This window comes from Priestia flexa (assembly GCF_021441905.1).
In the GTDB taxonomy this organism is placed as follows: Bacteria; Bacillota; Bacilli; order Bacillales; family Bacillaceae_H; genus Priestia; species Priestia flexa.
Genome location: NZ_CP090431.1, coordinates 427,289 through 448,046, shown reverse-complemented (window position 1 = coordinate 448,046; position 20,758 = coordinate 427,289). Strand labels below are relative to the sequence as shown.

17 protein-coding genes are annotated in these 20,758 nt (G+C 38.6%); 4 read left to right on the top strand and 13 right to left on the bottom strand.

What is annotated here, in order from left to right; genetic code table 11:
- The first annotated feature begins 554 nt into the window (after window positions 1-554).
- Window positions 555-1,448 (top strand): AraC family transcriptional regulator, encoded by an 894-nt coding sequence (locus LZP85_RS02305; protein ID WP_119543188.1) that lies wholly within the window; start codon window positions 555-557, stop codon window positions 1,446-1,448.
- 61 nt (window positions 1,449-1,509) lie between these two features.
- Here LZP85_RS02305 and LZP85_RS02300 read toward each other — a convergent pair whose 3' ends face one another.
- The 4 genes from LZP85_RS02300 to LZP85_RS02285 all read right to left on the bottom strand — a co-directional run bounded on the left by LZP85_RS02300 (window position 1,510) and on the right by LZP85_RS02285 (window position 7,431).
- Window positions 1,510-1,752 (bottom strand): hypothetical protein, encoded by a 243-nt coding sequence (locus tag LZP85_RS02300; protein ID WP_025908171.1) that lies wholly within the window; start codon window positions 1,750-1,752, stop codon window positions 1,510-1,512.
- 377 nt (window positions 1,753-2,129) lie between these two features.
- Window positions 2,130-3,719 carry a solute:sodium symporter family transporter gene (locus tag LZP85_RS02295; RefSeq protein WP_119543189.1) on the bottom strand — a complete coding sequence of 530 codons (1,590 nt, stop codon included), beginning with the start codon at window positions 3,717-3,719 and terminating at the stop codon, window positions 2,130-2,132.
- An 828-nt stretch (window positions 3,720-4,547) separates the two neighbouring features.
- Entirely contained in the window at window positions 4,548-7,148 is a 2,601-nt protein-coding gene (clpB, locus tag LZP85_RS02290) for an ATP-dependent chaperone ClpB (RefSeq protein WP_119543190.1), read from the bottom strand.
- A gap of 103 nt (window positions 7,149-7,251) precedes the next feature.
- Window positions 7,252-7,431, bottom strand: a complete 180-nt coding sequence (locus LZP85_RS02285) for a YjzC family protein (RefSeq protein WP_119543191.1) — start codon at window positions 7,429-7,431, stop codon at window positions 7,252-7,254.
- A gap of 224 nt (window positions 7,432-7,655) precedes the next feature.
- On the opposite strand from LZP85_RS02285, the gene LZP85_RS02280 reads away from it, so the two are divergent.
- The gene (locus tag LZP85_RS02280) at window positions 7,656-8,468 is read left to right on the top strand and encodes an undecaprenyl-diphosphate phosphatase (protein WP_119543192.1); all 813 of its coding nucleotides are present in this window, start codon (window positions 7,656-7,658) and stop codon (window positions 8,466-8,468) included.
- Between the two features lie 37 nt (window positions 8,469-8,505).
- Here the strand turns inward: LZP85_RS02280 and LZP85_RS02275 are convergent, their stop codons facing one another.
- The 9 genes from LZP85_RS02275 to LZP85_RS02235 form a co-directional block, all read right to left on the bottom strand.
- A complete protein-coding gene (locus LZP85_RS02275) occupies window positions 8,506-9,150 on the bottom strand; it encodes an SDR family oxidoreductase (RefSeq protein ID WP_076513392.1) in 645 nt (214 codons plus the stop codon).
- Between the two features lie 356 nt (window positions 9,151-9,506).
- Window positions 9,507-10,457, bottom strand: a complete 951-nt coding sequence (gene argF / locus LZP85_RS02270) for an ornithine carbamoyltransferase (protein ID WP_206782321.1) — start codon at window positions 10,455-10,457, stop codon at window positions 9,507-9,509.
- Complete coding sequence (locus LZP85_RS02265) at window positions 10,454-13,570, bottom strand: carbamoyl-phosphate synthase (glutamine-hydrolyzing) large subunit (RefSeq protein ID WP_206782322.1); 3,117 nt, start codon at window positions 13,568-13,570, stop codon at window positions 10,454-10,456. The genes argF and LZP85_RS02265 overlap by 4 nt, the downstream gene beginning before the upstream one ends.
- Entirely contained in the window at window positions 13,563-14,633 is a 1,071-nt protein-coding gene (locus LZP85_RS02260) for a carbamoyl phosphate synthase small subunit (protein WP_061785610.1), read from the bottom strand. Before LZP85_RS02260 ends, LZP85_RS02265 begins: the two co-directional genes overlap by 8 nt.
- A gap of 69 nt (window positions 14,634-14,702) precedes the next feature.
- Window positions 14,703-15,857, bottom strand: a complete 1,155-nt coding sequence (locus tag LZP85_RS02255) for an acetylornithine transaminase (RefSeq protein WP_078990202.1) — start codon at window positions 15,855-15,857, stop codon at window positions 14,703-14,705.
- On the bottom strand, window positions 15,823-16,647 hold the full coding sequence (gene argB, locus LZP85_RS02250) for an acetylglutamate kinase (protein WP_119543195.1): 825 nt from the start codon (window positions 16,645-16,647) through the stop codon (window positions 15,823-15,825). Before argB ends, LZP85_RS02255 begins: the two co-directional genes overlap by 35 nt.
- A 12-nt stretch (window positions 16,648-16,659) precedes the next feature.
- Window positions 16,660-17,892, bottom strand: coding sequence for a bifunctional ornithine acetyltransferase/N-acetylglutamate synthase (gene argJ / locus LZP85_RS02245; protein WP_373688705.1), 1,233 nt, complete (start codon window positions 17,890-17,892; stop codon window positions 16,660-16,662).
- A 26-nt stretch (window positions 17,893-17,918) separates the two neighbouring features.
- The gene (argC, locus tag LZP85_RS02240) at window positions 17,919-18,962 is read right to left on the bottom strand and encodes an N-acetyl-gamma-glutamyl-phosphate reductase (protein WP_061785608.1); all 1,044 of its coding nucleotides are present in this window, start codon (window positions 18,960-18,962) and stop codon (window positions 17,919-17,921) included.
- Between the two features lie 199 nt (window positions 18,963-19,161).
- Window positions 19,162-19,470 (bottom strand): metal-sulfur cluster assembly factor, encoded by a 309-nt coding sequence (locus LZP85_RS02235; protein WP_025908185.1) that lies wholly within the window; start codon window positions 19,468-19,470, stop codon window positions 19,162-19,164.
- A 204-nt stretch (window positions 19,471-19,674) separates the two neighbouring features.
- Between LZP85_RS02235 and LZP85_RS02230 the strand changes: the two genes are divergently transcribed.
- The gene (locus LZP85_RS02230; protein WP_206833305.1) at window positions 19,675-20,487 is read left to right on the top strand and encodes a Cof-type HAD-IIB family hydrolase; all 813 of its coding nucleotides are present in this window, start codon (window positions 19,675-19,677) and stop codon (window positions 20,485-20,487) included.
- A gap of 117 nt (window positions 20,488-20,604) precedes the next feature.
- Complete coding sequence (locus LZP85_RS02225) at window positions 20,605-20,757, top strand: hypothetical protein (RefSeq protein WP_182840861.1); 153 nt, start codon at window positions 20,605-20,607, stop codon at window positions 20,755-20,757.
- Window position 20,758 lies beyond the last annotated feature (1 nt).

Genomic DNA, 20,758 nt, shown 5'->3' with positions numbered 1-20,758 from the left:
TCTATTTTAAAAGCGTTAAGCACGTTTTCTCAATGGTAAAAATAATCCCTGTAAACGGTAATTTCTTGCTAACAAACTTACAATTATGAACACCCACTGCTAATAAAAACAGTGGATATCTTTTGAGAATGTAAAGAGTTTGGGACATAACAAAATGATTGCTTCTAAAAGACGAACACTCGCTGTTCCCATCTCTTTGATTTGTCTCAACTCGTTCGTTCCATTGCGCTACGGTCACTCGCTTTCCGCGGGGAGGAACCTGAGCTTCCTCGCTGCGCTGCGGGATCTCCGTTTTCCCTCTCTTTCCCGCAGGAGTCGAGTGTCCTACGCTCCATTCCACCCTGTTTCCAACATTGTTTTCACAATCAACCAAAAAACCTGAACGATTAAAAGTTATGAACTCTCAATCGTTCAGGTATAGTAAGGACTGAATTACTTATGTCTCAGTCTCCTTTTTTAATATTTTCATAAATAAAGTGAAATATATATAGCGAAATGAAAACGATTACGTTAAAGTATAAATAACAACATTTTTTAAAAAAGAAGGTGAAAATTTGCTACCACAATTTCAAACAAAAGAATATGCTACCTATGCTTATCGTTTCTTCGAATCCCGTACCAGTGATGTTGCACAGCTATGGTCAGTGGGATGGGATGAAGTATACTCTCCTCTTTATAATTGGAGCGGGAAACAGCGAAAAGAGGTAGGGAAATATATTTTTCAATATACAGTGTCTGGATATGGAATGATTGAAGTAGACGGAACTCAATATAAGGTAGATGCAGGTAAAGCCTTTATTGTCAGCACGCCGGGAGACTATAGATATTATTTACCTAAAGAGAGTGAAAATTGGGAATTTATCTTTTTAACGTTGTATGGTGATGAAGTGAAAAAATGCTGGGATTACATCAAAACAAAGTTCCAGTCAGTCATTCGATTCCACCCCGAATCAGCACCGATACAGCTTCTGGCTCAAATCTATAAGGGAGCAAGTGAAAAAAACATTACAGATCCATTTTATGCATCAAGCCTGTGCTATCGCTTTGTAATGGAGCTTTATCAATATGTAAAGAATATGGACTCCTTTACTGAAGACTGGCCTGAGAGCATTATTAGCTCTATCTTATTTGCTAGAAACCATTATCATGAAGAAATCGGCCCAGATGAAATGGCGGAATCAGCAAATTTATCTCGCTATCACTTCAGCCGCTTATTTAAGCAAACAACGGGATTGACTCCGATTCAATATTTAACAAAGATGCGGGTTCAAAAAGCAGCTGAACTTTTGAACCAAACAAAATACTCAATTGAAGAGATTGCAGAAAATGTCGGCTATGCCAATGCTAATTACCTTACGAAGGTGTTTCGTAAAACCACAAATATGACGCCTGGACAGTATCGAAAGAGCAACGCATCAATTGATGAGCTTTTTACTCTTCCAAAATAATCGTACAAGCAAAAAAAATCCCTTTGTTGTCCAAGATTCTCGACAACAAAGGGATTTTCATTTATTTTTCCGGTATTTCTACAACAACAGAGCCGTTTTCATAAATAAAAGTAAGTTTCTTACCCGGAATAATCATATTTTCTAAAATGTCGCGTGCTGCTTGCAAAGCAATTTCCGTACGCTGTCTTTTTTCTTTTATTTCATCATCTGCTTCTTCAGTGCATTCAACGCTTCTAATTTGTTGAAGTGCTTGATCAATAAAGTCATATGCCTCATCATATACGCGCTCAACATGTTCTTTCATAAATTCAACCGATTCCTTTCCTTAACCTCTAATCGAATTACGCTTTGTGCTTATTATCTTAAAGGATAGTACTTCGTTCGACAATATGCAAGATAAGAAATATTCATTCAACCCGTAAAATACTCTACTCTCTAGAGACAAGTTTGTTACATTGCGCCCCAGACACTTGCTTTCCGCGGGGAAGAATCCCAGCCTGTTCGCTTCGCTGCGGGTTCCCAGCTCTTTCTCTCTTTCCCGCAGAAGTCGTCTTTTACGCTTCATTCCACCAGTTTTTCAACTTGTTTTCGGAACGAACAAAAAATATCCGACCGATTGCAGGTTAGCAATCGGTCGGATATTTCGTTGACTGAAATATTTATATCCCAGCCTCTTTTGTCTTAAGAAGCAATTCCAATTGGTGAAAAGAGCGCGTAAACTACTAACATTGCAAGAACCGCTGCAATTCCCATCGGATACAGAAGCTTCCAAGGAGTTAAATCTACTGCTTTTTGATCTTCTAACACATATAGATCTTGCTTTGGAGCAATTTTTCCGATGATAAACATTAATCCGCTACATAAAACGAATAAGATGGCTAAAATGTGAAGATAGTGTAAGCCTGTATCCCATACTAGCTGCGTTACCGCATAGATTGAGATAAATACAGCTAATGACACTTTTGCTGCAACCGCAGGCACTTTTTTCGTTACATAGCCGATAAATACAATCGTAAAGATTGGAACGTTATAAAAACCGTTAACCATCTGAAGATATGCAAAGAATCCGTTTGGTACATTTGCAATTAAAGGCGCTACGCACATTGCAAAAATAGCTAAGAATACGCCTACTACTTTTCCATTTTTTACAAGCTCTTTATCCGTAGCTTTTGGCTTAAAATAAGGCTTGTAAATATTTAAAACAAAAAGCGTAACGCTCGAGTTTAACGCTGAGTTAAACGATGATAAAATAGCTCCGAATAATACAGCGGCAAAGAAACCAACAAGTGGCGTTGGCAATACATGATTAACCAACTTTGGATACGCTTCCATCGGTGGAAGTCCTGGTCCAAAAATATTAAATGCAATAATACCAGGGATAATTAAAAATGCTGGTCCTAATAGCTTTAGAAATGCTGCAATAATTAACCCTTTTTGCCCTTCTTTAAGATTTTTGGCAGCTAATGCACGCTGCATAATATGCTGTGCTGTTCCCCAATAAAACAAGTTTACAAGTAGCATTCCCGTAAACATCGTGCTGAACGGCACGGGATCTTTCTCTCCACCGATTGAGTTTAGCTTCTCGGGGGTATTTTCCATAATTTTATTGAATCCATCAACTGGTGAACCATCACCTAAAGCCATCAGCCCTAAAAATGGAATCATTAATCCTCCAATCAATAAACCAATGCCATTTACCGTGTCTGATACAGCAACCGCTTTTAATCCTCCGAATATTGCGTAAATTGATCCAATAATTCCAATTCCCCATACTGTAATCCACAGCGCGGTCGTTGAACTAACTCCAAACATGCCTTGAACATTAAAGATGCTGCTTAGTGCAGTGGCTCCTGAATATAAAATAGGAGGTAATAAATTTAGTACATAGCCAAATAAAAATAAAATGGTAACAATCTGTTTAGTGCCTGAATCAAATCGAGATTCTAGAAAGTCTGGAATTGTTGTAATTCCACCTTTTAAATAGCGTGGAAGTAAAAATAACGCAACCAATACAAGAGCGATTGAAGAACCTACTTCCCAGCCCATTGCGGACATATTAAACGAATAACCATCCGCATTTAAGCCTACAAGCTGCTCTGTTGATAAGTTCGTCAATAACAGAGACCCAGCAATAACCCAACCAGTTAAGCTTCTTCCCCCTAAAAAATATCCTTCTGATGTTTCAAGATTTTCATCGCGAGTAAAGCGATATGAAATATATGCTACTAAAACGGTAAAGAATATAAATGATCCCACAGTGACTATATTCATTGATGAACACCCTTTTCTATTTTCTGTCGTGTGCATTTTGATGAAGGAGAGATATTTTTGAAGCAAACATCTACTTTTGTAACGCTTACAATTAGCTGTTTTCATATCATCATACTGTTTTTTGTCAGACAGTTCGATGATTTCTATACCTCTTTAATGAATCTATTTATACTGCTGCTTACTTTTTTTTATACGCTATTGATTCAACAAGCGCTAAACAAAGTAATGAAAGTAAGAGCTTGTCTTCTTTTCGTGCAAATTAACGACTTATTTTTTTTCATATTATATATGGTCGTAATTTTCAACGGAATTTTTTCATTTATAAACGAGCAGGTGTTACATAGCTATCGTTTATTTACGCTCGTATGTATGATTCCATTTTATTTCATTTTAGTCTGGCTTTCTCTTCACCTCTTTATAGAAATGAAAAAAAGCGCGTTGTTGACTCTTTCGTTAGGTGCTCTGCTATTAGCTTGTTATCCCTTAATATCGCTTATTTCGTTAGCATCACCTTTCTCTAGTTTACTATTGCTTTCCTCCTTTATCTGTATAAGTTCTTTTGAAACCAAACAAGTATACGCATAATTGTTTACTGTCCATTGTTTCTTTTAGGATCCCAAATAGTGCTTTGCTAAGAAAGCGAATTCAATAATTTATACTCATTCTATAAGCGCTTACAATTATAGTCAATAGTAAAAATCCATTCTCACAAAGGTAGTTTTTTGCTCATTAAAAAGATCGATTCTATAGCTCCAATGCTTACGAGAATACACTTCGTTTTTAAAAAGCACAAAAAGACCATTTAGCAATCACTAAATGGTCTTTTATTTATTGTTCAATAATGAACTCTTCACCTCTATTATCAATAACTACATCGCTATGATTTGTGATATGGCCAGCAATTAATTCCCTAGCAATTTTAGTTTCAACATACTTTTGAATAAATCGTTTAAGCGGGCGCGCACCATAAACAGGATCAAACCCTGCTTTCGCAATGTAATTTTTTGCTTCTTCAGTTAGTGTCAGCGTAATATGTCTTTCTTGCAAACGGCTTTCAAGCTGCTTAAGAAGCTTTTCAATAATTGATTTTACTTCACTCACTGATAGTGGCTTAAATAAAATCGTGTCATCCACACGATTTAAAAACTCAGGTCGAAAATGCTGGCGAAGCTGCTGAAGTACTTGTTCTCGACTTGACTCCTCAATGTTTCCATCTTCTGTTAAACCTTCTAACAGTGTTTGTGAACCAATATTCGATGTCATAATAATAATCGTATTTTTAAAATCAACGGTCTTTCCTTTTGAATCTGTTATCCTTCCATCATCCAACATTTGAAGGAGCACGTTAAACACCTCTGGATGTGCTTTTTCAATTTCATCCAGCAAGACCACGGAGTATGGTTTTCTACGAACAGCTTCCGTTAACTGTCCTCCTTCTTCATAGCCAACATATCCTGGAGGAGCACCAATCAAGCGTGAAACTGCATGCTTTTCCATGTACTCAGACATATCAATACGAATAATATGATCTTCGCTGTCAAACAACGTTTCAGCTAACGTTTTAGCTAATTCTGTCTTTCCAACTCCAGTTGGGCCCAGAAAGATAAACGAACCGATTGGGCGATTTGGATCTTGAATGCCTGCTCGTGCTCGAATCACCGCATCAGTTACAAGCGACACCGCCTCATCCTGCCCAATTACGCGCGCTTTTAAAATAGATTCCATTTTTAACAGCTTTTCTCGCTCTCCTTCTACGAGCTTTGACACTGAAATGCCTGTCCATCGTCCCACAATTTCTGCAATTTCTTCTTCCGTAACTTCTTCACGCAGCAAACGAGACTCTTGTTTTTTTGCAGCTTCGGCCTCAAGCTGTTTTAATTCTTTCTCATAGGCTGGAATATGTCCATGACGAAGCTCTGCTGCTTTATTTAGGTCATAACGCCCTTCTGCTTCTTCTAGATCTCGCTTTGCTTTTTCTAGCTTTTCCCTGACGTCTTGGACAGCTTGAATGGACTGCTTCTCCTTCTCCCATTGAAGCTTCATCACGTCTGCTTTTTCAGTTAAATTCGCTACTTCTTCCCGAATAGCGGTTAGACGCTGTGTACTAGCAAAGTCCGTTTCTTTACTTAATGCAGCCTCTTCAATCTGCAGCTGCATGACTCTTCTTGTTACCTCATCTAATTCTGCTGGCATAGAATCAATTTCTGTTCGAATGGTTGCACACGCTTCGTCAATCAGATCAATTGCTTTATCGGGCAAAAAACGGTCAGATATGTAGCGATCTGACATAACAGCAGCTGAAACAAGAGCCCGGTCATGGATGTTTACACCGTGATGAATTTCAAATCGTTCTTTTAACCCTCGAAGAATAGAAATCGTATCTTCTACCGTTGGCTCTTCAACTAACACTTGCTGAAAGCGGCGCTCTAACGCAGGGTCTTTTTCAATATATTGACGGTATTCATCCAGGGTTGTTGCTCCAATGCAGTGAAGTTCACCGCGAGCAAGCATTGGCTTGAGTAAATTTCCAGCATCCATGGCTCCATCTGTACGGCCAGCTCCTACAATGGTATGAAGCTCATCAATAAATAATAAAATTTGGCCATTGCTTTTTTTGACTTCTTGTAACACCGCTTTTAAACGCTCTTCAAATTCACCGCGAAACTTCGCTCCTGCTACTAAGGCTCCCATATCTAGAGCAAACACCATTTTATCCTTTAATCCTTCCGGCACATCTCTTCGCACAATACGCTGTGCAAGTCCTTCTACAATCGCCGTCTTCCCAACGCCTGGCTCTCCGATTAATACTGGATTATTCTTTGTTTTACGAGACAGGATTCGAATCACGCGACGAATTTCTTGATCTCGTCCAATAACAGGATCTACTTTGCCTTCTCGTACTTCTGCTACCAAATCACGACCATACTTGCTTAAAACTTCATATGTGCCTTCTGGTGTTTGGCTCGTAATGCGCTGGTTGCCACGAATTTTTTGCAGAACTTCCATTAGTTTTTGCTTCGTGATTCCATACTGGCTAAACAACTTTCCCAAGCTAGTTGTAGAGGCCCCATTAGCAGCGGCTAAAAATAAATGCTCCACCGCCATGTACTCGTCTTTTAAACCGTCTGCCTCTTCTTGAGCTTTAACGAGCAGTTGCTGTAGAGCAGACGTAATATATATTTTGCCAGCTTCAACACCTGAACCTGTTACAGACGGCTTTTTCGCTAGCTCCGCTTCTACACTTTTTACAAACTTCTCTGTTTCAATATGTAAGTGCTCTAAAATACGAACCGCAATTCCATCTGGCTGATGAATCAATGAGTAAAGCAAGTGTAGACTATCAATTTCTTGATGACCTCGCTTGATGGCCTCAGATTGTGCATTCATAACTCCTTCCTGAAGCTTTTGCGTCATTTTATTTACATCCATTGAAACCCCTCCGTTTTTGACTATTTTTGACCTTTGTTTCATATTATAAAATGGTTTTCACACGCAAGTAAAGCCATCTGCAGAAGATGGCTTTACTTGCGTATTATGGCTTTCTAATATATGTCCAATGACGATCATCATTAGACGTTTCTGGAAAGCGATCTCCTGCTTTTAACTTCACTTTTTGCGGATGATTCACGTTGCTTCCAGTTTCACCAATTTCTATATAAACACCGTTATTTGGCGCTTTTTGACCTGCTGTAAAATGACGATTTTGTCCCATTTCCCTTCCTCCTTCATTAATAAAATCCAGCTCTTCTCTTATACTATGCCCCCTGTTTTTCATTTCATAATCAGGATATGAACTAGGAAAACATTAGAAAAAGCGTTTACATTTAAAGGAATTCCCCTTTTCACTTCACAGTGGCGCAAAGTTTTTTTATACTGGGATATGTACCTTTAACAAGTATCTAAATTAACTATTGAAAATGTAGAAAGGATTTATGCATGGAACAATTTTATTTGCTTTTGAAATATTTATTTTTAGGCCTTTTCCAAGGGATTACAGAGCCAATTCCTGTCTCGTCTAGCGGACATATTGTACTAGCTCAACATTTATTTGGTTTAAATATTGAAGGCCTCAGTTTTGAAATTTTAGTCAATACAGCTTCTCTCATTGCGGTACTCATTATTTATCGTGAAGATATTATTCGACTTATTGTAAATGGCCTTAAGTTCTTAAAAACAAAAGATCCAAATTCGAAATCAGATTTTCAATTTATTATCTATTTAATTATCGGAACAATTCCAGCAGGCGTTATCGGTGTACTGTTTGGCGATGTAATTGAAGCCAATCTAAAATCATTAAAAGTGCTTGGTTTTGCTTTAATTGCTACGGGTATTGCCCTTTGGATTATTCGTAACCTTCGCGGGCGAAAAAATGACGCAGCGCTTTCTGTAAAAGACGCTATCATTATTGGATTAGCACAGGCCGTAGCGCTTATCCCTGGAATTAGTCGCTCAGGGGCAACAATTGTTGCTGCTATGCTACGCGGAACAAAGCAAGAAACGGCTCTTCGTTTCTCATTTTTACTTTACATTCCCGTGAGCTTAGGTGTAACAGTATTAGGAATTAGCGACATCTTAAATGATCCAAACTTTTCTGAGCTATTACTACCCTATACAGTAGCTTTCTTTGCTTCATTAATCGCTTCTTACTTCTCATTAAAGTGGTTTATGGGCATTATGGCGCGAGGAAACTTAAAATACTTTGCCATTTACTGCTTCATTGTCGGTGCATTAGTGGTTATTTTCCTTTAAACAAAAAATGCGGATGGTTTTTTCCATCCGCATTTTTTTAATGAGCAAATTGAATTGCTTGTTCAATTTCTGTTTTACCGCTTAATATTTCAAACGTTTTGCCAACTGTTGTTTCTTCATCTAAGCTTGCTACAAGTACTTTGGCAACGTCTGCTCGAGGAATTGTTGCTGATTTGTCAGCAATGTCTGTGTTCACATCAATTTCTCCAGTGGCTTTATCATCTGATAAACTTCCTGGACGAACAATTGTATACGCTAGGTTTGATTGTTTTAAATACTCATCCGCAATTGCTTTGGCACGAAGATAGAGTTGAAGCCCATCTGGACCTTGCTCAGGCGCATCCGTCCCCATTGAACTTAACATAACAAAGCGCTTCACTCCTGCTTTCTTTGCTGCATCAATAACATTCTTCGCTCCATTTTGATCCACGGCAATTGTCTTATCATCTCCCGTATGACCACCAGATCCTGCGGTAAAGATAACAGCATCCATTCCTTTAACTGCTTCTGATACGTCTTTTTCTAAATCAGCTAATACCACATCTACATTTTGTTGTTCGAATGCTTGTTTTTGTTCTTCTTCACGAACCATTGCATATGGTTGGTGTTGACTAGAGCTAGCTAATAATTCAACTACTTGCTTACCTGTTGTTCCATTTGCTCCTACTACTAAAACTTTCATTATGTCCTCACCTTTCGTTCTGCTTAATATGTTTATCGTGTTCCCCGGGAATGTCCAAATTAAACATGATACGAAAGGAACATATATACAACAGGCTGTGACATAACGAAATGATTCCATCTCTAAGACGAACCATAACGTTTCTAAACGAGTTAGGTTGTAAAAACAAGTTCGTTCCACTGCGCTTAAGACATTCGCTTTCCGCGAGAGTCGAGTGTCTTAAGCTCCATTCCACTAGTTTTTAGTGGTTTTTCAAACCAACAAAAACTATCCGAGCTACCAAAAGTATTTAACTTTCAATAGCTCGGATATTTCATTGGCTGAAATACTTATGTCCCAGTCTCTTTATGCCATCATTACGCTAATATTGCTTGCAGCAATGCTTTTTGTACGTGCATGCGATTTCCGGCTTGCTGGAATACAACGGAGTTCGGCCCGTCAATAATGCTTGCTGTTACTTCTTCTTCACGATGTGCAGGTAAGCAATGTAAAAACAGATAATCTGACTTAGCATGCTGAACAAGCTCATCGTTCACTTGATACGAAGCAAATACTTCTAAACGCTTTTTCGCTTCTTCTTCCTGCCCCATACTCGTCCATACATCTGCATAAATAGCATCAGCATTTTGAACAGCTTTAACAGGATTTTCTGTAATCGTAATGGTTGCTCCAGTTTCGCTGGCAACTTTTTTTGCATATTCCGTTACAAATGCCTTTGGTTCATAGCCAGAGGGACAACCAATTGAACAATCAATTCCCATTTTTGCACATGCAATCATTAGTGAATGAGCTACATTATTTCCGTCACCTACGTAAGCTACCTTTAAACCGCTGAACGTTTGTTTATGCTCATAAATTGTAAGCAAATCCGCTAGTGCTTGACACGGATGATAATCATCCGTCAAGCCATTAATTACTGGGATAGAAGCGTATTCTGCCAGCTCTTCTATTTTAGAATGTTCAAACGTACGGATCATAATCGCATCGATAAACTGCGACAGCACTTGAGCCGTATCGCCAATTGTTTCACCGCGGCCAATTTGAAGGTCTTGACTGCTTAAAAACAACGCATTTCCACCCAGCTGAAGCATGCCTGCTTCAAACGATACGCGCGTTCGTGTAGATGACTTTTCAAAAATCATTCCCAACGTTTTTCCTTCAAGCGTTTTAACGATTTCTCCATTTTTATGCTTTTCTTTTAAGGTAATGGCGCTTTCTAGTAAAAACATAATATCTTCTGGTGTTAAATCTTTTAACGTGAGCAAATCTTTACCTTTTAAGTTTGCAGATGCTGATACGGTACTCATGAGATTGTCACTTCCTTTTCGTTATGTTGAAACCATTCTTGTAATGACGATACGCTATACTCACTTACATGATATGACTGTAAGAACAGTTCAAACGTTTCTAGTTCTGTTAGTACTAGCAGACCGTGCTTTAATGCAAGCATACGATTATCTTTCTTTGCAGAATCAAAACTTACAAATAGTAATGCTTCTTTACCTTTTGTCCAAGCTTGTAAATCTTTCGTATCTGCCAGTTTCAAGCCAGCATGGGTAATCGCTGTTTTTAACTCTTCTGATACTTCTGCTGCATCAATATAGACTTCAACAGCTTCTTTTTTAGATGTTACGTATTGATGAAATGCTTTTTTAGATGCTTCTTCAATTGTAGAAGCAATCGCAATTCCTTCTCCCGTTGATTTCATTTCCGGCCCAACAAGCGGGTCTACTCCTGATAACTTACTTGTCGAAAAGACAGGAAACTTAACTGTTACGTATGATGGGTCTGGCAATAAACCTGTTTGTTCGCTCATTTCCGACAAAGATTTCCCGAGCAATACTTGCGTTGATAGCGAAATAAGCGGAACATCGCATACTTTACTTACAACAGGGACTGTACGACTTGCACGAGGGTTTACCTCTAAAACATATACTTCGTCGTTATAGATTACATATTGAATATTCATAGTTCCTTTATAGTTAAGCTTTTGAACAATTTTTTGAGCATATAAAACCATTTGTTGTTTATGAGCGTTCGTTACACTTTGAGCTGGTAGAAGCGCATAGCTATCACCAGAGTGAACACCTGCTTTTTCAACATGCTCAACGATTGTTGGAATTAAAACGTCTTTTCCATCGCAAACGACATCCACTTCAGCTTCTTGCCCTGGATAGTAAGCATCGAGAAGCATTGGGAAATGTGATGGTTTAATGGATGATAAACAATCCATGAGCTCCTGTTCACTTTGAAGCGTAAGCATTCCTTTTCCTCCAATAACGTAAGAAGGACGAATTAATAATGGAAAGCCCATTTCTTTTGCCTTTTTCACAAGCTGTTGCTCGTTGTCTGCCATCTCACCAGGAATATGAGGAATATGACAATCGTCTAACAGCTGATAAAATTGTTCGCGGTCTTCCAGTGCATCAATCATGCTGTTAGTAATACCAAGCAAGTTCACTCCTGCTTCTTCAAGTCCTTTAACTAATGAAATAGCCGTTTGCCCGCCATACTGAACGATAACGTCATTTACGCTTTCTGCTTCTAAAACGTTTAAGACATCTTCAACCGTAACTGGTTCAAAATAGAGGCGATCTGCTACTTCAAAGTCTGTGCTAACCGTTTCTGGATTGTTGTTAATTAAAATTGTTTCATAACCGGCCTTTTCAAGCGCCCACACACCGTGTACAGAGCTGTAGTCAAATTCTACACCTTGCCCAATTCGAATCGGTCCAGACCCGATAATTGCCACTTTTTTGTTTGAAGACGTTTCGATTTCATTTTCCCCATAGTAGCTAGAATAGAAATATGCAGTAGATGATTCAAATTCTGCTGCGCACGTATCAACCATTTTGTAGCTTGGATAAATCTTCATATTTTTACGCTTCGAGCGTACTTGCAGCTCTGAAACATTCCAGATCGATGCTAAATATGCATCAGTAAAGCCTTGTTCTTTTGCATTCTTTAGTGCTTCTTTTTCAATTGAATCCAAATTAACGTTCTTTAATTCTTGCTCTTGTTTAATTAAGTTACTGAAATGATTTAAATAGAAATAATCAATTTTCGTTTTTTCATGAATCTCTGTTGTTGTCACACTTCGACGTAGCAATTCTAAAATGATAAAGATTCGCTCGTCACTTTGATCTGCTAGCTTATCAAATAGAGCTTCTAAAGATAAAGCCTGTAGTTCTTCTACTTCTAGTCCATTTAAATCAATTTCAAGAGACGATAATGCTTTTTGGAAGCTTCTTGTAAAGGTACGATCAATCGCCATTACTTCACCTGTTGCTTTCATCTGCGTTCCGAGCGTTCTTTCTGCATAGAAGAATTTATCAAATGGCCATCTAGGAAACTTAACAACCACATAGTCTAACGCTGGTTCAAAGCTAGCATACGTATCGCCCGTAACAGGGTTTAATAACTCATGAAGGTTATATCCAACGGATAGTTTCGCTGCAATCTTTGCAATTGGATATCCCGTCGCTTTTGATGCTAAAGCTGATGAACGACTGACGCGCGGATTTACCTCAATCAGATAATATTGCTTGCTAGTAGGGTCAAGCGCAAATTGAATATTACAACCACCAATAATACCAAGCGCTGAGATAATTTTAATCGATGATGAACGCAGCATCTGATACTCAACGTCTGTTAATGTTTGTGAAGGTGCGACTACAACAGAATCCCCTGTATGTACACCAACTGGATCAATATTTTCCATGTTACAAATTGTAATGCATGTTCCGTTGGCATCACGCATGACTTCATACTCTACTTCTTTAAATCCTGCGATGCTTTTTTCAACTAAACATTGGTGAATAGCACTTTCTCGAAGACCTGACGTAGCAAGCTTTTCAAGTTCTTCTAGTGAATGTGCAATCCCTCCACCAGTTCCACCCAGAGTATAGGCTGGTCGAACAATAACTGGAAAGCCGATTTCTTTCGCAAACGTTAACGCTTGCTCAACTTCTGTTACAACTTCACTTTCAGGAACCGGTTCATTTAGTTCTTGCATCAGAGCACGAAACTCTTCACGGCTTTCTCCTTGCTTAATAGATTCAATTGGTGTACCTAGCAGTTTCACACCGTATTTTTCTAAAATTTGATGTTCATGTAGCTCTAACGCTAAGTTCAGTCCCGTTTGTCCTCCTAGGGTTGCTAAAAGTCCATCTGGTTTTTCTTTTGCAATAACCTTTTCAACAGAATCCACTGTGAGTGGTTCAAAATAAATACGATCAGCTATATGCGTATCCGTCATAATGGTAGCCGGGTTGTTGTTAATTAAAATGACTTCATAGCCTTCTTCTTTCAGTGAAAGACACGCTTGTGTGCCCGAGTAATCAAATTCCGCTGCTTGCCCAATGACAATTGGACCAGAGCCAATAACTAAAATGGTTTGTATTGTTTTATCTTTAGGCATATACTTTTTCGCTCCCAACTTGCTGTACTTGCTTCATAAATTCATCAAAGATATATGTGCTATCACTTGGTCCCGGATGCGCTTCTGGGTGATACTGTACTGATAACACCGGAAGTTGCTCATGTACAAGACCTTCAACTGACTGATCATTTACATTTTTAAATCGTACTTTAAGAGGCGTTTGTTCGATTGTCATTTCATCTACCACATAGCTATGGTTTTGTGACGTCATACATACTTTGTTCGTGAATAAATCAATAACAGGCTGATTTGCTCCACGATGACCGAACATTAATTTTTTGGTTTTTGCACCGAACGCTAGGCCAATTAACTGGTGACCAAAGCAAATTCCAAGCGTTGGATACTTACTGATAATTGCTTTGATTTCTGATAATTGATTCGCCACTTGCATCGGGTCTCCCGGTCCGTTTGATAGAACAATTCCATCTGGCTTTAAGTCTTTAATTTCGTCTAGTGAAGTCGAATAAGGAACCACCGTCACTTTGCAACCACGGTTTAACAATTCTTGTAAAATAGACTTCTTACAGCCAAAATCCATTAGTACAATATGTTGTTTATCTCCAGCGTGTGATACAACTTCTTTCGTTGATACTTGCTTAACTACGTATGGTTCAGAGTGCGTTACTACGTTACCTTGAGCAGAAGCGGAAAAGGCTGCTTGCATTGTACCCTCTTTTCGAATTCGTTTAACGACCGCTCTCGTATCCACATGTGTGATAAGAGGAATATTCCACTTTTTCAAATATTGCTTAAAGCTATACATCGCTTCATAATGGAATCCTTCATCGGAACATTCGTATACGACAACGCCTGCTACGTGAGGTTTTTTACTTTCAAAGTCTTTTTCATTAATTCCGTAATTTCCAATCAATGGATAGGTGAAAACAATAATCTGGTCTTTATAAGAAGGATCCGTCACAACTTCTTGATAGCCTGTCATTCCTGTAAAAAAGACAATTTCTCCGCTTGCTTGGTGAGAGGCAGTATGTTCAATACTACCTTCAAATGAATCTCCGTTTGCTAAATGTAAATATCCATTCATTTTGCATCCCTCTTCGAATAATTATTTATTTTAAAGAATTTTTATACATAAATTCCAAAAAAATACCGGTTATATCGTTACCTTAAGCTCTTGAAATACTTGCTTCATAATATTTAGTGCTTCTGCCAATTCTTCATTACTTACTGTTAATGGCGGTAGTAAACGTATCACGTGAGGACCTGCACCTAACACTAAGAGCCCTTTTTCACGCATCTCAGTGATTAACTGTGCTTGATATTCACCGCATTCAATACCAATCATAAAACCTTTTCCACGAACTTCTTTAACAACCGAATAGCTTTCTAGCATTTCTGCTAACCGATTGTTGAAAGTGACTGACTTGACATTGACTTCTTCTAAGAATTGCTTATTAAAAATAATTTGTAGCGTTGCTTTAGCCGATGCTAAGGCAATTGGATTCCCTCCAAATGTCGTACCATGGCTTCCTGGTCCAAATGACTCCGTTAAAAAGGCTTTCCCAATCATCGCACCAACAGGCATTCCGCTTCCTAACCCTTTTGCAGCTGTAATAATATCAGGAGATAAATTAAAATGCTGATAAGCAAATGGTTTACCTGTTCGACCGATTCCTGTTTGTACTTCATCGACAATAAACAGCGCACCGTATTCCTGACATAGCTTTTGAATAGTTGTTAAAAAGCTTTCTGTTCCTGGCACTACCCCGCCTTCACCTTGAACAACTTCTGTCATGATTGCAGCTACCGTATCATCCATTTCCGCCTCTAAGCTTTCTACGTCATTATATGGAAGATAAACAAACTCATTAACAAGCGGTCCAAATCCTTCATGAATTTTTGCTTGCCCAGTTGCCGTCATTGTTGCAAACGTACGACCATGGAATGATTTCGTAAACGTAATAATTTTATGCTTTTTGGTATGCTTTCTCGCTAGTTTAATAGCTGCTTCGTTAGCTTCTGCTCCGCTGTTACAAAAGAACACTGCGTCTCCGCTTGAATTAGCAACAAGCAAGCTAGCTACTTCTTCTTGAATGGATTGATGAAATAAATTAGACACGTGCCATACTTTATTTAACTGTTCTTCTACTGCTTTTTGAACTTCCGGATGACGATGTCCCACGTTACATACGGCAATGCCTGAAATAAAATCTAAATATGTTTGATTCTTTTCATCCGTTAAATGTGTTCCGTTTGCTTCTTTTACATGTATATCAAGACGTTGATAAGTTGGAAATAACGAGCTCATCTTTATCCTCTCCACCTTTAATAGTATGTTTAATTGCAGTTCCGACTAAGTTTCCACTTTGATCTAAAAAGCCGTTAATACCGCTGATAATATTGACTTCGTGTAGCGTTGGAGACAGCGCTTTGACTGCTGACATGACCTTCGGAATCATACCACCATAAATGGTTTTCTCTTCGATTAGGTGGTTCACTTCTTCTACCGTCAATTCTGGTAACAGCTGCTGGTCTTTTAAAACACCTTGCACATCCGTTACAAACATGAGCTTTTCTGCTCCGAGTGCCTTAGCGATCGAACCTGCTGCTACATCAGCATTGATGTTAAACATCTCACCTTGGATATTTACACCAATAGATGAAATAACTGGAATATAACTTTGATCTATTAGCTGCTTTAAAAGCTGCTCATTAACAGAAACCACTTCGCCGACATAACCTAACTTTTCAAAGTCGATAGCTTCGGCTTCTAAGAGCTGTGCATCACACCCTGATAAACCAACTGCTTGGAGGCCTTGAATTTGAATATCGCGCACCAGCTGTTTGTTTACTTTTCCTGAGAGCACCATTGTCACTACTTCTAAGGCTTCTTTAGATGTTCGGCGCAAGCCATCGACAAACTCTGCTTCAATATTAAGCTTTGCTAGCATATTCGCAATATCTGGACCGCCACCATGTACCAATACAATATTATGTCCACTGTCAATCAGCTTTTTTAAATCCCGAAAAAATGAATTGGTTAGCTGATTAATGATGCTTCCTCCACATTTTATAACAATTGTTTTTACACCTGACATCGTCTTCTCTCCTTACGTTCGGTAACTTGCATTAATTTTCACGTAATCGTAGGTTAAGTCACACCCCCATGCTTTCCCTTTGGCTGTTCCTTCATTAAGAGATACATTCACAGCTACATGTTCCTGCTGTAAATAGTTTTTAGCCGCTTCTTCATCAAACGCTTGAGGCTGACTATTTTTCAGCATCACGATGTCACCTAACGCCACCGTTATATCATTTGGATTAATTTTGACTCCACTGTAGCCAACTGCGCAAATAATTCTTCCCCAGTTTGCATCCGCTCCGTACACCGCTGTTTTGACAAGACTTGAACCAACAATTTGTTTAGCAATTATATTGGCTTCTTCGTTGGTAGCAGCGCCTTCAACATTTACTTCAATAAGCTTTGTTGCGCCTTCTCCATCGCGAGCAATTTGCTTGGCAAGATCCTCACACACAAGTCGAAGTGCCTCATAAAATGCTTTCCAATCAGAGTGATTGACCGTTAGCGTTTCGTTTTCAGCCTTGCCATTTGCAAGTACTAACACCATATCGTTTGTTGATGTATCTCCATCAACCGTAATTTGGTTAAAACTTTTATTCGTAATAGAGCGAAGTGCATCTTGTAAAACAGCTGATTCGATATTGGCATCTGTCGTTACAAATCCAAGCATCGTTGCCATGTTAGGATGAATCATACCTGACCCTTTTGCTGCTCCACCAATCGTAACGGTTTTTCCATCTACGACCACTTCATAGCAAGCAGTTTTCATCACCGTGTCAGTTGTTAAAATCGCTGTTTGAAAAGCTTCTGCTCCTTTCTGCGTGTTTACTGGTTGGAGTTGCTTAATTCCTGCATTAATCTTCTTCATGTTTAATAGTTCGCCAATTACTCCTGTAGAAGCGACGGCTACATAATGAGCCGGTACGTGAAACTGCTCAGCGCTTGTAGCACGCATTTCATATGCGTCTTCTAAACCTTGCTCACCTGTACAAGCATTCGCACAAGCGCTGTTCACAACAACGGCTTGTAATTTTTGTTCTTGACTGATGCTATCTTTTGTCACATATAAAGGTGCTGCTTGAAACGTATTCAGCGTATAAACTGCCGCACAATTAGCAGGCACTTCACTCATAATAACCCCAATATCTTTTTTCTCATATCGAAGTCCTGCGTGAACTCCCGCAGCGGAAAATCCTTTTGGACTAACAACTGTACCATTCTCTATCTTTTTAATATCTAGCAAACTCTTTTTTACTGTAATCACATTATTCCCTCCTACGCTGCTCATCATGGATAAACAGGTAATCCATTAATACCTAAATTCTCTTCAAAGCCCAGCATGATATTTGCATTATGTACGGCTTGCCCTGCTGCACCCTTCATCAAATTATCAATGACTGAGACAATTGTGACCCTTTTTGTACGCTCATCGTAATCAAGGCCTATATCACAATAGTTTGATCCGCTCACTTCTTTTGTTGATGGAAATTCTCCCAGCTTCCTCACTCGAACAAAAGGCTTTGCTTCATACGCCTGCACATACAGCGCATGAAGTTCTTCTATCGACTTTTCTTCTTTTAATTGTGCGTACATCGTAGTCATGATTCCTCGCGTCATTGGAACGAGATGCGTATTAAACATTACGTTACCAATTTCAGAATCCCATCGTGATAATACGGATTCAATTTCTGGAATATGTTGATGCTTATTAACTTTATAGATTTTCATATTTTCATTAATTTCAGCATAATGTGCGAGTTGGGACAGCCCACGACCCGCTCCTGAAATACCGGACTTTGCATCAATAATAATAGAATTAGAAACCACTATCTTTTCTTGAGCAAGCGGTGCTAGCCCTAATAACGTTGCCGTTGGGTAACATCCTGGGTTTGAAATAAAGTCAGCGGATGATACCTCATCTGCAAACCATTCTGATAAGCCATAAATGGCCTTCTCTAAATCTTCCAAACTAGCAGAAGGCTTTTTATACCATTGCTCATATAACTCTTCATCTTTTAATCGAAAATCTCCTGAGAGATCAACTACTTTTAATCCTTCGTTAATTAGTGTGGGAACTAGTTTACTCGATACCCCTGAAGGAGTTGCTGTGAAAACCAGTTCAACTTCTTTTGCCATTTCTTTAGGATTAATTTCTTTTAATTTATATGCAAAATGGGATAAGTGTGGATAAACTTCAGATATTGGCAAATCATTCTGTGAAGATGAATAAACCGAATGAATATTAAAATGTGGATGACCGTCTAACAACCGAATTAGTTCGACGCCACCGTAACCTGTTGCTCCAACAATACCGACGTTAACCTGTGTCATAATACTACTCCTTTTTCTACGTAACTGTTTGAATTATTTCTCATTATAATACTGTATAAAAATAAAATCAAACGAATATTTAAAAAAAGTCTATCTTTTTTGAAGTTTATTATTTTGTTTTAAATATACATACAGATTAATTTTTATTACATAACATTCAAAAAAAGTACTCCAACTTTTAAGCTGAAGTACTTTTTCTTCACTGAATGCCTAATGCGATTTTCGCATATCGTGACATTCTCTCCTTTTCCCATGGAGGGTTAAAGGTAATATTCACTTCGACATTTTCAACGCCGTCTACCTCGATTACATTTTTCTTTACGTCTTCTGTAATTGCTCCTGCTAACGGGCAACCAATTGATGTTAACGTCATCGTCACAACAACTGTTTGGTTTTCCTCCATAATTACGTCGTAAACAAGGCCTAAGTTTACAATATCAACGCCTAGTTCAGGGTCAACTACCTCTTCCAGTGATTCCATGATCTTTTCTTTTAATTGTTCATCCATGTCGCAATCTCCTTTCATATATGAGATTCTTTTTTGATTGTTTTACCGTAACAATCTCATTTCTATCTGTCAAACGTTGTGCTTTGTTCTTTCCACAAACTTATGTAAGATAGAAAATAAGCGAATGAATTACGCTCTTTTTTAATATATATAAATCCAACTAATTAAGTTCGATTACTTATTAAGATGTGTAAAGGAGACTGTATGAATACAAAAAAACATTTAATTGCTTTAGATTTAGACGGCACGCTATTAGCTGATAATAAAACCATTCTACCTCAAACAAAACGGACGCTGGAACGAGCGAAAGAACTCGGACATATCGTTATGATTGCTACCGGAAGACCTTATCGCTCAAGCGCGATGTATTATGCGGAAATGGAACTAACGACTCCTATCGTTAACTTTAACGGAGCCTTGGTTCACCATCCTCTTGAAAAAAATTGGGGGGTATACCACGAGCCGCTTCATAAACAAACTGTTGACGATATCGTTGAAGCAATGAGCACCTTCCGCATTAACAACATTTTAGCCGAAGTAAAAGATGATGTGTATCTTCACTTTGAAGACCGAAAGCTGATGGATGTTTTAAGCTTAGGAAACCCACGCTTGGAAACAGGTGATTTGCGTCAACGACTTCATCATAATCCAACTTCTCTGCTTATTCATGCCGATGAAGAGCACGTACCTGACATTAGATCTCATCTATCTGATGTGCATGCTGAAGTGATTGAGCATCGACGATGGGGCGCTCCTTGGCACGTTATTGAAGTTGTCAAAAAAGGGTTAAATAAAGCTGTCGGGCTTGAACGAGTCGCAAATTATTATGGCATTGCTCAAGAAAACATTATTGCCTTTGGCGATGAAGACAATGATCTTGAAATGATTAAATTTGCTGGGCATGGAATTGCAATGGGCAATGGTATCCAAGAGCTAAAAGATACCGCTCGTGAAGTAACACTTTCAAATGAAGACAATGGTATTGCTTATTATTTGGAAAAGACCTTAAATTTATAACTTAACTATTTTTGAAAGCACAGGTAATTTTTTTACGCTATCTTTTCATCAAAGCTGCACACACTATAATCGACGCTTAGTTAAGTGTCGATTTTCTTTATTTTAGAGGAGGAAGATATGATGGGTAGAAGCAATCGATCAAAGCGTTTTGTCAAACAAGGTGCAGATGCAGTACAAAAGCATGATGAACGTATTCCTTATCATATGACAATGGCGGAGGCTGAAGCGTTTCAAGCCCAGCAAAGTCAAGCTCCTCATGGAGGGCAATAAC